10 protein-coding genes and 3 pseudogenes are annotated in these 14727 nt (G+C 47.6%); 9 read left to right on the top strand and 4 right to left on the bottom strand.

Going from position 1 to position 14727, the window contains the following annotated elements; genetic code table 11:
- From H8K52_RS19985 to H8K52_RS19950, 9 genes and pseudogenes are all read left to right on the top strand, one after another.
- A pseudogene (locus H8K52_RS19985) lies at positions 1–872 on the top strand (integrase); the annotation flags it as partial.
- A gap of 27 nt (positions 873–899) precedes the next feature.
- A complete protein-coding gene (locus H8K52_RS19980; RefSeq protein WP_186924680.1) occupies positions 900–1889 on the top strand; it encodes an AAA family ATPase in 990 nt (329 codons plus the stop codon).
- An 838-nt stretch (positions 1890–2727) separates the two neighbouring features.
- On the top strand, positions 2728–3579 hold the full coding sequence (locus H8K52_RS19975) for a BREX-1 system adenine-specific DNA-methyltransferase PglX (protein WP_222613859.1): 852 nt from the start codon (positions 2728–2730) through the stop codon (positions 3577–3579).
- A gap of 5 nt (positions 3580–3584) precedes the next feature.
- Positions 3585–6092 (top strand): BREX-1 system phosphatase PglZ type A, encoded by a 2508-nt coding sequence (gene pglZ, locus H8K52_RS19970; protein ID WP_186924679.1) that lies wholly within the window; start codon positions 3585–3587, stop codon positions 6090–6092.
- A 20-nt stretch (positions 6093–6112) separates the two neighbouring features.
- Positions 6113–8206, top strand: a complete 2094-nt coding sequence (gene brxL / locus H8K52_RS19965; protein WP_186924678.1) for a BREX system Lon protease-like protein BrxL — start codon at positions 6113–6115, stop codon at positions 8204–8206.
- A gap of 319 nt (positions 8207–8525) precedes the next feature.
- Positions 8526–8717 (top strand): annotated as a pseudogene (locus H8K52_RS21395) (aspartate carbamoyltransferase); the annotation flags it as partial.
- Between the two features lie 486 nt (positions 8718–9203).
- Positions 9204–9512 carry a type II toxin-antitoxin system Phd/YefM family antitoxin gene (locus H8K52_RS19960; protein WP_186924677.1) on the top strand — a complete coding sequence of 103 codons (309 nt, stop codon included), beginning with the start codon at positions 9204–9206 and terminating at the stop codon, positions 9510–9512.
- The gene (locus tag H8K52_RS19955) at positions 9500–9817 is read left to right on the top strand and encodes a type II toxin-antitoxin system RelE/ParE family toxin (RefSeq protein WP_186924676.1); all 318 of its coding nucleotides are present in this window, start codon (positions 9500–9502) and stop codon (positions 9815–9817) included. Before H8K52_RS19960 ends, H8K52_RS19955 begins: the two co-directional genes overlap by 13 nt.
- 22 nt (positions 9818–9839) lie before the next feature.
- Positions 9840–10094 (top strand): hypothetical protein, encoded by a 255-nt coding sequence (locus tag H8K52_RS19950; protein ID WP_186924675.1) that lies wholly within the window; start codon positions 9840–9842, stop codon positions 10092–10094.
- Positions 10095–10192: 98 nt separating this feature from the next.
- Here the strand turns inward: H8K52_RS19950 and tnpC are convergent.
- The 4 genes and pseudogenes from tnpC to H8K52_RS19930 form a co-directional block, all read right to left on the bottom strand.
- Positions 10193–11754 (bottom strand): annotated as a pseudogene (gene tnpC / locus H8K52_RS19945) (IS66 family transposase).
- A gap of 53 nt (positions 11755–11807) precedes the next feature.
- Entirely contained in the window at positions 11808–12155 is a 348-nt protein-coding gene (tnpB, locus tag H8K52_RS19940; protein ID WP_186924674.1) for an IS66 family insertion sequence element accessory protein TnpB, read from the bottom strand.
- A complete protein-coding gene (tnpA, locus tag H8K52_RS19935; protein WP_186924673.1) occupies positions 12152–12595 on the bottom strand; it encodes an IS66 family insertion sequence element accessory protein TnpA in 444 nt (147 codons plus the stop codon). The genes tnpB and tnpA overlap by 4 nt, the downstream gene beginning before the upstream one ends.
- 496 nt (positions 12596–13091) lie before the next feature.
- A complete protein-coding gene (locus H8K52_RS19930) occupies positions 13092–14033 on the bottom strand; it encodes a phospholipase D family protein (RefSeq protein WP_186924672.1) in 942 nt (313 codons plus the stop codon).
- Positions 14034–14727 lie beyond the last annotated feature (694 nt).

The raw sequence follows: 14727 nt of genomic DNA, 5'->3' as shown, positions 1-14727 counted from the left end.
ACATTGAGCGATTTTTCGGAACGATCGCAAATTCGCTTTCCGCAAGAATGCCTGGATATACAGGATCATGCACTGCCGATGTTCGTCGCGCATTGGCTGACGTTAAAGGTAATCTGAGACTGTTCGTCTCACTGACAGAAATGGAAGAACTGATGGAGGCATCGATTGCGGCGTATAACGCTACTCCTCATGATGGGTTAAATGGTAAGTCACCTCTTGAAGCTATGACGTATTTTGTGCGTGCCAAGTCGCACATGGTTTTCTGGTTGCCCGAGGCAAAGCGAAAGACGATGTGTTTAATGCAAACAGCACAAAGGTGCCGTGTGCGAGGTTATCTTCCACAAGGAACACGTGGGCATATCACCTTGTTTCAAGTGCGTTATACGAATCAAGTGCTCGCAGCTAGTGGCACGTTACTTGGAAGAGACCTACGAATCTATTACAACAGCGATGATTTACGCACAGTGCGCGCATTTCTAAATGATGGAACTGAGATTGGTATCCTGAAAGCGCAAGGAGCATGGGGAGAGATTGTTCATGATCTGAAACTGCGGCGGGAGATTATGAAAATGCGCGGTAAAAAGAAATTGGGATTTACGGTCAGTCAGGAATTTATTGATCACTTTGTTGAAGCAAAAAAATCAAACGCAAAAAAGAGTCGCAGAGCTGCGAGCGATTTAGAAAGGACATTGCGTACATTGGCGGGTGCGCCTACTACAAAGACCGCATCTGTCATCAAGGAAAATTCGCAAAGTGGTGATGATACTAGTCAGGAGAATGACACTACTTCAGATCACGCTTCCCCTTCGAATAAAAAGAAAGTGGAACCGCAAAAATTGACTATCGGTTGGGGTTTCAATTCTGCGCTTTAGCGCTCTGCTACACGAAAGGAAATGCAAATGTCTACTAACAATATTCGGCCTGTTTCTTTAGAGTTGCATCCAATCGAAACTGGAAATTATCGTATTGCAACGCCAGCTATTCAAGAGTTCTACGAGTTAATAATACGCTGCCTGCGCTATCGCACTTCTGGTGCGCTAATTTATGGTCCATCTCGGATTGGGAAAACGCGCTCTATTGAATATTTAAGGCTATTGCTTGCGGAAAAGTATCCAAAGATAACGACCTATCATGTTCAGGCAGAGCATAAACCAAGGCATGCAGAGGGGCCGTTCTTTTCCAGCTTACTTGAGGCGGTTGGTTATCCAGAACCTGATACAGGATCGAATCCTACGAAGAGAATCCGACTAAATAATAAGATTAAAGAAGCCTGCAGCAGGGCTGGTAGTGGAACTGTCATCTTCTTTATTGATGAGGCTCAGCGACATAGTGAAAATGAATATGAATGGTTACGCGACGTTCATGATCATCTAGATCGCCAGCAAATCAAGCTATTTACTTTCCTGGTGGGACAGGAAGATTTGTTTTCCACCAAAGTGAATTTGCAGTGCGCTGGTAAAACACAGATCGTTGCGCGGTTCATGGTAGAAGAATTCGCTTTTTATGGCATTCGAAATGTGCAAGATGTAGCAACTTGTTTGGCTGGCTACGACAATTCTACTTTTCCACGAAACAGTGATTGGACTTTCACAAGATTTTTTATTGCGCGTGGAGTGGATTCTGGTTATAGGTTGGTTGACGATGCACAAGTGCTCTGGGATGCTTTTTCAAGTCTGCATAACAAATCAGGGTTGCCTGGAAAGTTAGAAATTCCGATGGAATCTTTTACGCGTACAGTAGAAATTGTTTTGAAAGATAGCCAAGCACTTGACGAAGTCAAGTACAGGCCGGCCAAGTCTCTTTGGGTACAAGCAGTGCGCAATTCTGGATATGTGCAAGCGAGAATAGCAGTGGGTCGCACACTTTCGGAATTTAATCATGTTGCATGAGATGATGGGCATGGCGCCCTTGCCCATCATGCTGTGTGATCAACGCAAATTGACACCGTCATTTGGTTATGTGTTCGATCCTAGATGGCTAGATCTTCACGATTCACTACTTTCCATTCTTTGGAAATTCATCAAGATGAATAGCGTGTCTGGCCATCTGATTGTAATGCAGTTGGCTAAAACTGATGTTGATCCTTATGAAGGAATCGCTGTTTGCAAATTTGAAATTGATATGCAGCGATTGCATGTAGACTTAGGACTGTCGCTAAAAGTAATTCGCGAGTCAATCACCCCAAATTTATTGGGTAATGCCACATGCCCGAACTTTAGATTCTGCAGGCGCTGTTTAAACCGTGGATATCATGGAACTGCATACCAATTCGAATCGGTCATACGCTGTCCACTTCATGGCGATATTCTTGAAACGCGATGTCGTTCTTGCGGCATGTCGACCGCTTATCACTTGAATGTCTCTATTTTGAACTCCCCTTTTCGATGCAAGTATTGTTCAAACCTTTATGGAACAAACACACCGAACTTTATACATAAGTCGACTTTTAAGCGAATTTCGCGAAGGGCAATTACACGAACAAGAATTCTTCGTTGCTGATGAAATTGAACTCAGACCTGAAAGGTTTTAGTGGTCAAACAACAATCTTTTGCAGGCAAATTTGCCGAGAAATGATTTTACGTAGGTAAATTTAACGGGAAATTTGTCTAAGCTATTGAATTTAAAAGAATTTGTTGTGAAAGTTATTTACAAAATCGACGTGCAGGCAAATTTACCGTCATTTTGCGGGCAGATTTGCCGAGGTCTACGGAGTTGAAGCCTGAGGTAATGCTGAACGAAATCACACTTACATGCAATCCTCACTCCCGCTACGGTGGCGATAAGAGCGAGGACGAATTGGAGGTAATGCTACTGGCCGACACCATGCGCGAGCTGGTATCTTACGCAGTGGGGTGCATGTTTGGCCGCTACAGTCTCGATAAGCCGGGGCTAATCCTGGCCAACCAAGGCGAAACGCTGGCCGACTATCTGACTAAAGTGCCGCAGCCCAGCTTCCCGGCGGATGACGACAACGTCATTCCAATGCTGGGCGGCGACTGGTTCACTGACGACATCGTTGAGCGTTTTCGCCAGTTTTTGCGCGTGGCATTTGGAGAGGCGCATTACGAGGAAAACTTGCAGTTTGTCGAAAAGGCACTGAATAAGAAAGGTAAGCCGCAGCCGATCCGCGACTACTTTCTTAAGGATTTTTACAACGACCATGTGAAGCGCTACAAGAAGCGCCCCATCTATTGGCTGTTTTCCAGCGAGCTGGGCAGCAAACTAGGCACTTTCAATGCGTTGATCTACCTCCACCGCTATCGTCCGGACACGGTGAGTGTGGTGCTCAACGGTTATCTGCGTGACTTCCGCAACAAGCTGGCGGCGCACCTAAGTTACTTGCAGCAAGTTGGCATCAGCAGCTCGGCGAGCCCAGCCGAGAAAACCCGCGCCAACAAGGAAATAGACCCCATCAAGAAGCAACTTCAGGAGCTGGACGATTACGAACGCGACGTGCTCTACCCACTGGCCACCGAGCAGGTAGAGCTGGATCTGGACGATGGCGTGAAGGTCAACTACCTCAAACTTGGCTCTGCCTTAAAGAAAATCGTCGGGTTGGATGCGAAGGAAGAGGACTGAGACTAATGAGCAACCTCAAAATCACCCAGGCACTCAGCAACCTGTTCGACAAGCAACGTATCGTCTTTTGGTATGACACGCGCCATGAGTTTCGCGCCGACTTCGCGGCGATGGAACTGCCGGACATTGAAAAAATTGAGCTAACTAACAACGAATTTAGCGTAAAGCATCGCGTGTTGCGTGCACAGCCAGCGCAAAAATTTTTGCTCTACCGCGATGGCCCTGAACCTGAGCATCTACATAACTGGTTGCTAGATGTCCAGCTGGCGAGCGGCAATACCTTCCGTACCGATCAGGTGGCACTGTGGCTGGCAGAACTGGAACTGGGGCCGGATTGTTATCCTCTTCTCGAAGCCCATGTGGCGTTTTTTGAGGCGAGTAAACGCCGCGAAGCCTTGCGTGGCATGCTAGAGAGCAGCGACACACAGAATGCCCTGCTCCAAAAAATGTTAGCTGTGTGCGTGGGAACTGAGCCGCGGTTGGATGTGATGCTGGAAGCGCTATTGGCCGATGTAGCCGAAGGCGTGAATACACGCATTAAGTTGATCGAGCGTAGCGGTTTGAGTGACTTCTTGTGGGAGCGCATGAAGCGTGCTTACGGTTATGCGTCTGAACAGCCTGGCTTGCGCGATTTTGTGATCGAGCTTTTCAAGACCTGTTTTTTTGCCGACGTGGAACCTGAGTACAAGGCGCGTCTTTCCGCTGAGGCTCAGGTATTCATACGGCGCTGGAAAGACAGCCGAGCGCACAACCAACGCTTTGAAACCCTATCGAATGAGTGCGCAGTAATTCTACAGATCGATGAGAAATTGCAAGGCATTGATTACCGAACGCTCATGGATCTGGACTACTTTGAACTGATCGATCAAAAGATCCTCAGCGACTTGGTGCGCGATGTAGTGACGCGTACGGTGACTGCGCAGGAGGTGGAGCAATGGGTAAGGCAACGTCGTCAGGGACATTGGTTTGACCGCTTCAAGGATGTTTACCTGGCGATTGAACACGGTGCGCAGTTCATCCAGTTGTTGGGCATGACTCAACTGGAGATGAGTTCGCTGGAAGATGGAGTAAAGAAATATGCCCAGACCTGGTTCCGCTTAGATCAGCGCTATCGCAAGTTCATCTATCACGCGCGAGAATCCGGCCAAGCGTCGTTGTTGCAGGACTTGAACAACCTGATCGAGAATCTTTACACGAATAATTATTTAGTGCGCCTCAACGACCGCTGGCAAACCTTTGTGGATGCAAGCGTGCTTTGGGAAGCTGCGCCTGTGGTTTCTCAGGCTCAGTTTTTCAGCCGCTTTGTACGCCCCTATCTTGAACGTAAGAATAAGGTCTGCGTGTTGATTTCAGATGCATTTCGCTATGAAATAGGCGAAGAACTGCAAAGCATGATCCGGCGTGAGGATAAGTTTGATGCTGAACTGGTGCCTGCATTGTCTTGCTTGCCCAGCTACACCCAGCTGGGTATGGCGGCACTATTGCCGAACCAGACCTTGCAGTTGGTGGACGACGATAGCGGCCACGCATTGGTGGACGGCCAGAGCAGCATGGGGTCGGCTAACAGGGCCAAGATTTTGGCAGCGACTGTGCCTGCATCGACTGTAGTTCTGGCCAAAGATGTACTTACTATGGGGCGTGATGAATCGCGTGCATTGATCCGCGACAACGATGTGGTCTATGTGTATCACAACCTGATCGACAAAACAGGCGACACGCGTGATACCGAGGAACGTGTGTTTGCCGCATCAGAGGAAACGCTGGACGAGTTATTACGTATGGTGAAAAAGCTGACCAATGCCAATGCAAGCAATTTAGTCGTTACAGCGGACCACGGCTTCATCTATCAAAACCAACCTCTGGCAGACAGCGATTTTCTCAGCGCAGAGTCCGAGGGGCGCCAAGTGCTCTATATTGATCGTCGCTTTGTACTGGGTAAAGGACTACGCGCGCACCCCAGTTTTAAGACGTTTAGCCCAGAGCAGTTGTCACTGGCTGGCACGCTGGAAGTGCAAATTCCAAAGTCTATCAATCGCCTGCGCTTGAAAGGTTCAGGCAGTCGGTTTGTTCATGGCGGCGCCACCTTGCAGGAGGTAGTAATCCCCGTCATCACCATCAATAAAAAGCGCCAAAGTGACGTAGGACGGGTGGACGTAGAGTTTATCGGCGGCGGTGGCAAAACCATTACGACGGGACAGCTGGCCGTGGTGCTATACCAGACCGGGCCTGTGACAGAGAAACTGCAAGCACGACGACTGAAAGCGGGTATTTACACCTTGGAGGGTGAGTCGATTTCTGATATGCATGACTTGACCTTTGATTTTGCTTCAGACAACCCGCGCGAGCGTGAGCTGCCTGTACGTTTCATCCTCAGCCGTAAGGCGGATGATTTCAACAACCAGCAGGTTGAGTTACGCCTGGATGAACAGGTCGACGGCACCTCGCATTTCGCCAAGTACAAGGCCGTGCGTTACGCAATACGCCGCTCGTTCTCCAGCGAATTTGATTTTTAAGTGATTGCATAGGAAAGTCCATGAGTCAGCTAGACGATAAAATAAACCAGCACTTTGCCGGACTGGTGGTGCGCAAGGATCTGGTCAAGACGGTGAAGGGCAACGCCATCGTCCCTACCTATGTGCTGGAGTATCTACTCGGACAGTATTGCGCCACCAACGACCAGGCGACGATTGAGACTGGCATTGACACGGTGCGGGAGATCCTGCGCAAGCACTATGTGCATCGCAATGAAGCAGGCTTGGTTCGTTCAACGATTAAGGAAAAAGGTCGACACAAAGTCATCGACCGCATCAGCGTAGCGTTGAACGATAAGTCAGACGCCTACGAAGCCGAGTTTGCCAATCTGGGCGTCAAAAAGGTGGTGATTGATTCCGCCACGGTGAAGGCGCATCCTAAGCTGTTGGTCGGTGGCGTTTGGTGTATTGCTGACCTAGAGTACCTTTTCACCGAGGACAAGAATGCCACGCCGTGGATATTGGCGTCGATCAAACCGATTCAGATCTCACAATTTGATTTCGAAGGCTATGTGGAAGCCCGCAAGCAGTTCACCACGGAGGAGTGGATCGATCTGCTGATCCAGAGCGTGGGCTTCAATCCGCAGATGTTTGGCAAGCGTAACAAACTCAGCCAACTGGTGCGGCTGATTCCTTTTTGCGAGCGCAACTACAATCTGATTGAACTGGGTCCCAAGGGCACCGGAAAATCTCACATCTTCTCGGAGTTTTCGCCGCACGGCATTTTGATCTCTGGTGGTGAAGTGACTGTGCCCAAGCTGTTTGTGAATAACAGTAGCGGGAAGCTGGGCTTGGTCGGTTACTGGGACGTAGTGGCTTTCGACGAATTCGCTGGCAAGCAAAAGAAGGTCGATAAAGCGCTGGTCGACATCCTGAAGAATTACATGGCCAACAAGACGTTCTCGCGGGGTGTGGAAACACTGGGCGCTGAGGCGAGCATGGTGTTTGTTGGCAATACGGACCACACGGTGCCTTACATGCTTAAGCATTCAGATCTGTTTGATCCGCTCCCCGAAAAATTTCACGACTCGGCATTTTTGGATCGAGTCCATAACTACATTCCGGGCTGGGAAGTGGACGTGATTCGTGGTGAAATGTTTTCTGATGGTTACGGCTTTGTGGTCGATTACCTTGCCGAAATTTTGCGCTCATTGCGCAGTCACGATTTTTCTGACCGCTATAAAGCGAAATTCCGACTCTCTGACGATATTTCGACCCGCGACCGCGACGGCATCAACAAGACTTTTTCTGGGCTAATGAAGATATTGTATCCTCAGGGGGAAGCAACAGATGCCGAGATCGAAGAAATTCTGCGGGTGGCTATCGAGGGCCGGAAACGGATCAAGGACCAATTGCTGAGAATTGACACCACTTACCCGCCGGTACGTTTTGTTTACATGGCACCTGATGGCAAAGAAGTGCCAGTTACGACATTGGAAGAAGAGGAATATCCGAATTCCTACCATCGCCGCGTGGCACAGGAGAGCGATTCAGACGACACAGCTGCCCCGCCAAGCGAAATGTCTTACGTTGTAGGGACTGTGCCTGTTAACAGCGCGCCTACCGCTGCTGTAACGGTATCTCTGGCGGCACCACTAGCATTAAAAGAGACGCACCTCGTCTTCCAGGAAAACCAACGCGGCGTGAATTTCGACAAGTTGTTCGGACCTTATTTAATAGGCGCCAGTCGAATTACCCTAAATGACCCCTATTTACGGATGTTCCATCAGCAGCGCAACGTGATGGATCTATTGGAGACCATCAGCAAACAAAACTCTCCAGAGAACGAAGTGGCTGTAAATGTTATTACGGTTGAGGATGAGTTTAATGGAGACCGTCAAACTGAGAACTTTCAAAAAATGGCGGAGGCCTGCCGTGCCATTGGTATTCAGTTCACTTGGGAGTACGACACAACCGGTACCAAGCATGACCGCGACATCACGACCGACCACGGCTGGAAGATCGTGTTGAGTCGTGGGCTGGATGTGTTCCAACGATTTGAGCTCAATGATGTATTCAGTTTCGCGAATCGAATGCAGCAGCATCGACAGTGCAAGGAGTTCAATGTGACCTACGTGAAAGTCAAGCCAACTTGAGGTCCGTATTCCGTGTATTTGGAGCGTGCCGCTCACGCGTCGCGCGAAATCCAAAAATTGAAAGATGACTCACTGCAGCAGTACATGTCACCAGCTTGGCTGGGAACACATCAATCTGACCAGCGACTATGTATGGCGCCAAAATAGAAAGGTCTGCGAGGGGTAATTTGGATCATTTCGGGCACGAGAAAATCCTTAGCGAACAATTTTTTCCTTTTTCGCTGTTCTCTCCTAGCAACAAATTCGGGAAGTAAAGTTCCATGAAATGTTTTAGCTGATGCTATGATGCTCAATGAGTATAGATATTAATTGGAAGCGAATGAAAACCACGGTATCACAACAAGAATTTTTACGTGACGCAATGCGGCGACTCGATATGAAACGGGAGGCTTTTGCCGAGCGATTGGGCACAACGAAACGACGATTAGACAATTGGCTTTTACCGATTGAATCTACTGGATTTCGCGAAATGGATGAGATTGTTTGGAAGTTTGTTAGAGAAATTTTGGAGAATGAAAAAAAATAATTTTAATATGCTCAATGAGTATATTAAAAAGGGTGTTGAAATACTTATTTTAAGAAAAATTGAAAATGAATAATGATCAGCACCTTGGGGGTGCAAGCAAGAAGAATATTTTTGCTACAGCATCAATGTGTCGGTTGCGAAAGACGCAGCTATTTGGCTATTAATGCCCAACGCCTCGAAAAGGTAAAAAGAGCGATGATGGGTGGTTTTCGTGCAATAACTTATCTAAGATGCTGTATTTTTGGACTTTAAGTGTGTCGGTTGGTTGATTAATTGCGATCTTTTTCTGACTTAGACATTGTCTCCAACTGACATCCGGGTGCATAAAGTAGTCTTTTCGCACCGGTAGATCATCTAAAACGTCAATTTGACCTTTTCGGGGCGTTGGGCATTAATAGCCAATATAAAATTTGACAGAATGGACAAATTGGCTAAAATGGACAAGTAATATACTTTTTAAAGACGATAATCATGCTTACCTTTACCGCGTCCGATGCTAAAAATAATTTCGGAACACTTACCGATACCGCACTGACACAGCCCGTGAGTATCACGAGGCGTGGTCGAGTTATTCTCGAAGTTATGACACCTCAAGCAAAAGAAGCCTTAATTCAAGAACGCATTAAAGAGCTGGTATTCGGTCAATTTGTTACGGACGCCATTGAAGCTGACAAAGAGTATGTGGCAACAGGTCTTCATACTAATTTAAGTGAAATGCAAGCATGGGCTGACAGCCTTGGTACTGCTAATCCATTATCTATGCCAGCATGCCACAAATAATATTTTCACCCCGTTCACATCGAGACATTGCTCGTTTTAAAGCGTTTTTGGAAGAGGTAGCACCAGAAAAAGTCGCCGAAGCTATACAAACGATTATTTCAAGAATCGGACAACTCGAAAAAAATCCACTACTAGGAACATCGGTACCCTGTGAAACGATACCCAACCTTAGAAAACTGGTGATACCGTATAAGAAAAATGGCTATGTCGCTCTATACAAATACGATATGAACAAGGGAATAGTAGTCGTTGAAACTATCCGGCACATGCGAGAACTGGAACCAGAATTTTTAAAGCGTATGTAGGTACTATTCATGGCGAATAAAAATGAACGACAAATCTAACGAAGCGAATCATATTCAAGAGACCACTAAAAATTCTATGCAAGATCCTCCTATAGGATATCTGGAAATACTGGAAGAATTTTTTAGTCGCAATACTTCTAGAGACTCCATGCAAGAGCCATCTGCAGAGGTAAAAGCTAAGATAGATGAATTGCTAGCTGATGACCCGCGCTTAAAATATCCTTACATGTCTAGGCATGAGTATAGAAAAATGATGGATGAAAGAGAGAAAAAATAGCTTTTTTACGGAATAATCTTTCCTAAAAACGAATCAATCGCTGATACATCTCATGGCCGATAAACACGAGCGTAAGCGTCCAGCCGTCCCATCTAACATTATTTCTCAACGGTGCTAACAGGGCGCAATGGCAGTAGTTCGTCGATGCGACTGTTGGGATGTGTCGGTAATTTTTCAAGCGTGGCTTTGAGCCATGCCAATGGTTCGATACCGTTCGCTTTGGCGGTGGCGAGTAGGCTTTGAATGGCGGCCGCTTGTTTGCCTGCGCGTACGGAGCCGGCGAATAGCCAGTTCTTTTTGCCAATCGCTATCGGACGAATGGCGTTTTCGATGGGGTTGTTGTCGATCGGTAGATGGCCGCTATTGGCGTAGCGTTCGATGGCGGTCCAGCGTTTGAGACTGTAGTCGATGGACTTGGCTAGACTGCTGCCGTCGGCCGTTTGTTGGCGTGTTTGAATCAGCCAGGCGTGCATTTCTTGCAGTCGCGGTAATGCTTGGGTTTGGCGTCGTTGTTGGCGTTGGGCTATGGTGTCGGTTTTGCCTTCAGCTTCGATGTGGTACAAGTTGGCGATGCGTTTGAGTGCGTCTGCTGCAATAGGATGCGCATTGGCTGCGTGCAAGTCAAAGAACTTGCGACGGGCGTGCGCCAAACAAGCTAATCAGTGATGCCGAGCGCGAACAGAGCTTTGTAGCCGGCGTAATCGTCGACCATGAGATGACCTTGCCAATCCTTCAGAAAGGCTTGCGCATGACTTCCCCCGCGTCCGTTTTGGAAATCGAACACGATGATCGCTGGTTTGTCTTCTAAGACATTGCTGCGATAGGCCCACAAATAGGCGCGCTTGGTTTTACCATTGCCGGGATCAAGTAGTGGCACCGGGGTTTCATCGGCGTGCAGTACTTGCCCTTGTTTGAGTAATTCGGCCAGTCGTTCACTTAAGGGTTGGAGTGCGACCCCCATCTTTCCTACCCATTCTGCCAGCGTGGAGCGGGCAATGCCAACACCGTGGCGGGTGCTGATTTGTTCGATGCGATACAGCGGTAAGTAGTCGAGATATTTTTGAATCACGACCCATGCTAATAAACCGGGTGCAGCTAAGCCACCGTCAATGACTGCGGCGGGAATCGCTGCTGCTGTGACGGTTTCACAGGCACGGCAGGCATATTGAGGACGAATGTGTTGGTGCACAAAGAAGCGGGCTGGTTCGACGTCGAGTTGTTCGCTGATATCTTCGCCGATCTTGACCAAATCCTTGCCGCAGTGACCGCAAGTGCAGCTTTCTGGTTCGTGTCTATGCACGATGCGTGGTAAATCTGCTGGTAGTGCTTTGCGTCCGGTTTGGCTTGGCTTGCGTGGTGTTGTGGCTGGTGATAATTGCGCCAACTCAGCCTGCATGGCGGCCAGATCGCTTTGTTCTGTTTCTAAAAACAGGTCACGTTGTTGTGCTGTAAACGCTTCGGTTTTTGCGCTAAATTTGAGACGCTTGTGGTAGGCCAGCTCTAAGGTCAGTGCATTGATTTTGCATTCTTTAGCGTGGTTCTCAACGGTGAGACGACTGACTTCTGCTGCGGATTTTTGTGCTTGTGTGACTTGCGCCAACACCCATTCTTTGAGCGCTGGATCAGCATTGAGTTGAGCAAGTTTGTTGGCGATATCCATACCCGAAAGTATACCTCGCCCGCTCGGAAGTTAACAGGGAGTAGCCACAATTTTTAAACGCGCCACGCTCCATTCGCTTGTGCCGATAGGCGTGTCCAGTCCACCCCTGTGGTGAGCCATTGCCATTCTTGGTGCGATAAGGTGCACACCGAGTCATGACTTTGCGGCCAAACGAAACGGCCTTTGTGCAAACGTCGTAAGCACAGCCAGACGCCAGTGCCATCCCAAATCACGACTTTGATTCTTGTACCCGTTTTATTACGAAAGGCGTAGGCACTACCATCGCAAGGCGCTTGACCTAGGCTTTGTTGAACGCGTTGCGACAAGCCATCGATACCAATTCGCATATCGACGGCCTCGATTGCCAAGTAGAGTTGAGACGGTGCGCTCCACATCGTCATCGACACGCCTGCAGTAGTTGCAGCAAGGACGCGACTGCGCCGGGGTCGTGCGTGATGTGTTTGAGCGTTAAGTCGATTTGCCAACCATTGGGACTTTGTACATGGATCATTTCTGGAGAGCTTGGAACCATCACTTTGGCGGTAGTCATGGCGGCACCATCGGTGTGGATTGCAGGAACAAAGCGCGTCGCTTTAGCAACAGGCAAGATGTGCTTTTTATCGGGTATCGCTGGTGGTGTGTCGATCTGCAAGTTGACCTCAGCCATCTCGGCTGACCGAATAAGCGCTCGCTGATAATCAAACGACGAGAGTTTGAGACTCTCACGTTGACAATACGCCGTCCTACTCAAACCACTCACTTCCCAATTTCGCTTGTGGTCGCGCCAATACGCCAACTTCTCTTCTTTTGATTGCTTTGTCGTTTGATTTACGCTGCCCATAATCCATTCCCCGTCAAGTCATCCTGATGATTTAATGGGGGGAGTCTAATAGGTTCGGTTGAATTATTTTAGGTGGTCGCGTTGGACGCTTACACACGAGCACGAAAGTAACGCCAAGCTGTTGACGATCACCCAAAATTAAGCCACTTGGGCTCAGTTTTAAGTGATTCTCAACAATCCTGTGAGGAAAGAAGCCGGTGCGTGTATCGTCAATAACGCCGAAGGTATGGATTACGAAACGCTGTCAGTGACTGAACTTGAAAACATAGTTGGGGTGAACTTGTTCCCTGATTTACCATCAAGTATCAAATCTAAAGTCATGAATCTACCCGTACCTACTCCCCACGGAAATCGTTAACAAGGCAACAAAAAGTTCCTATTTTAGGTCAATGAGCTTTCTTTTGATCTGCATTCAAGCCACTTCTCAAGCACTACGTTTCGCTAATGCCCAAACTATCTGCACCTTAACCTATAGGTTGACTCCTGAACGAAGTCTTCATGGAATTGCTTCACTAAGAGGTAGATCACGATTGTTCTTGTCACCCAACAAAGACAAGTAAATTTGCTTTAAGTGCTGAGTAAGAGCGTCACGGAAGGCGGCATCGTAGACGAAGGGGAAGCCCTGCAGTTTCGATAAACTGGAAACGATTTGAATATTCGAGCCTATAGGATCCAGTTCTGGACGTCGGATGTAAAGATTACCGACTTTTATAATTCCCTTTGGATCTATGTGCACATCGATAAGGTATGCGTCTTTAGGTAACGAGTGCCAGTCCTCATAGAAATCGAGTTCCTTTGTATTGATGCCATTCACAGCTGCTTCTTGTTGCGCAATACCAAAATCTTGTTCTCCAGACTCTGAGGGTAAAAATTTCCACAATACGATATGTACTGGTCGTCCAAGGAGATCAGCTTTTCTGAGTTGTGCGAAGGATTTTTTTGTTGGTCCCGCAGCCCTGTTAGTTCTGGAACTCTCCCAAGCAGCGCTTGCGGCGAGTAGATCGCTCTCATCTACTGGCAGAGACGAATTCCAAAGAGTTGAAAACCAAGCGGCTACTTGTTCCAAAACGTCACGATCGTCTGTCAGAATGCCAGCTTCAAGCCAACCATCAAGCTCATCGCCTTCATAGTGCAATCCGTTTGTTGAGAAATTGGCGGAGCCTATTATGGCAACAGTGTCTGTCAGAAGAACCTTCGCATGAAGGCTGCTTGAATTATGTATCTGGACTGCATCATTATCGCGGAGGATTCTTACGGGGTTTGGGTTCGTTCCACCAGAGAGAAGATTACAAACTATACGAACAGGGACCGAACTATCTGAAAACAAAGCTTCAGATCTTGCACCCCAAAAGGCAACCGCAGCGTCAATGTGTTTAGCACTGGAGATGGCATCACGTACGGCAGCCAAGTACTCGGTGTTAGAGAGAAATTTTTTCATCGGTGCAGCCAATGCAAGTAGATTTTTTAAAAAGGAAAACGAATATTAGTTATCCGCTGCCCAGGATGGATGATTGTATGCAAGTTGATCACCAGATTGCTAGTAAATTAGCAAGAATCTATCACGTTAGATTTTTGCGATTTTTCTCTCGAAGGCAACACGATTTCAATAGACTTATCCGATCTCTTTTATTGCATAGAAATCCCTTAATTCAGAGATCAAAAAACCAAACAAAATCAAAAAACACAAAGGATCACAAAAAAGCCTATCCAAAGCGCTCTCTCCAATTCCGCAGCACGCTACCCTCCTCCGTTTTCTAAACGCTCCTAGGCCCCATTCAAGCTTTTTGCGCGGAGGTTAGTGACTTTCCTCCCCTTCTAGGATTTCTCACCAAATAGATTTCCTTGTGGCAGTTTGCGATTTCACTTTTTTACTTATGGATCCTTTGACCATGCGAGCTCGCCGGCATGAAAATCGATTGCTCAAAGTTTGCGGTTTCTTTTTTGATTTGAGATTACGTAAAACCGGCAATGTCCCAGCTTCGCCAAGCGAGATCGTTATAAAAGCGGTTCTGTCGCAATAAGCTGTCTCTGTTAGACTGATGATCCGACAAAATATTTGATTCATGCAATGAATGACGAGCTACGCAAGCTACTCAAACGAATGCATTATCCGCTCGAAGTAATGCTGACCT

It is taken from the genome of Affinundibacterium seohonense, assembly GCF_014284305.1.
GTDB classification, from domain to species: domain Bacteria; phylum Pseudomonadota; class Gammaproteobacteria; order Burkholderiales; family Burkholderiaceae_D; genus Undibacterium; species Undibacterium seohonense.
The sequence above is the reverse complement of the archived record's forward strand: the minus strand, read 5'-3'. Positions and strand labels throughout refer to the sequence as shown.

Excerpts from the sequence above, each read along its gene's own strand:
- H8K52_RS19955 (WP_186924676.1), top strand. The coding sequence starts at position 9,500 with ATGCCACAAATAATATTTTCACCCCGTTCACATCGAGACATTGCTCGT.
- H8K52_RS19950 (WP_186924675.1), top strand. The coding sequence starts at position 9,840 with ATGAACGACAAATCTAACGAAGCGAATCATATTCAAGAGACCACTAAA.
- H8K52_RS19930 (WP_186924672.1), bottom strand. The coding sequence starts at position 14,033 with ATGAAAAAATTTCTCTCTAACACCGAGTACTTGGCTGCCGTACGTGAT.
- pglZ (WP_186924679.1), top strand. The coding sequence starts at position 3,585 with ATGAGCAACCTCAAAATCACCCAGGCACTCAGCAACCTGTTCGACAAG.
- H8K52_RS19975 (WP_222613859.1), top strand. The coding sequence starts at position 2,728 with ATGCTGAACGAAATCACACTTACATGCAATCCTCACTCCCGCTACGGT.
- tnpA (WP_186924673.1), bottom strand. The coding sequence starts at position 12,595 with ATGGGCAGCGTAAATCAAACGACAAAGCAATCAAAAGAAGAGAAGTTG.
- H8K52_RS19980 (WP_186924680.1), top strand. The coding sequence starts at position 900 with ATGTCTACTAACAATATTCGGCCTGTTTCTTTAGAGTTGCATCCAATC.
- tnpB (WP_186924674.1), bottom strand. The coding sequence starts at position 12,155 with ATGACGATGTGGAGCGCACCGTCTCAACTCTACTTGGCAATCGAGGCC.
- H8K52_RS19960 (WP_186924677.1), top strand. The coding sequence starts at position 9,204 with ATGCTTACCTTTACCGCGTCCGATGCTAAAAATAATTTCGGAACACTT.
- brxL (WP_186924678.1), top strand. The coding sequence starts at position 6,113 with ATGAGTCAGCTAGACGATAAAATAAACCAGCACTTTGCCGGACTGGTG.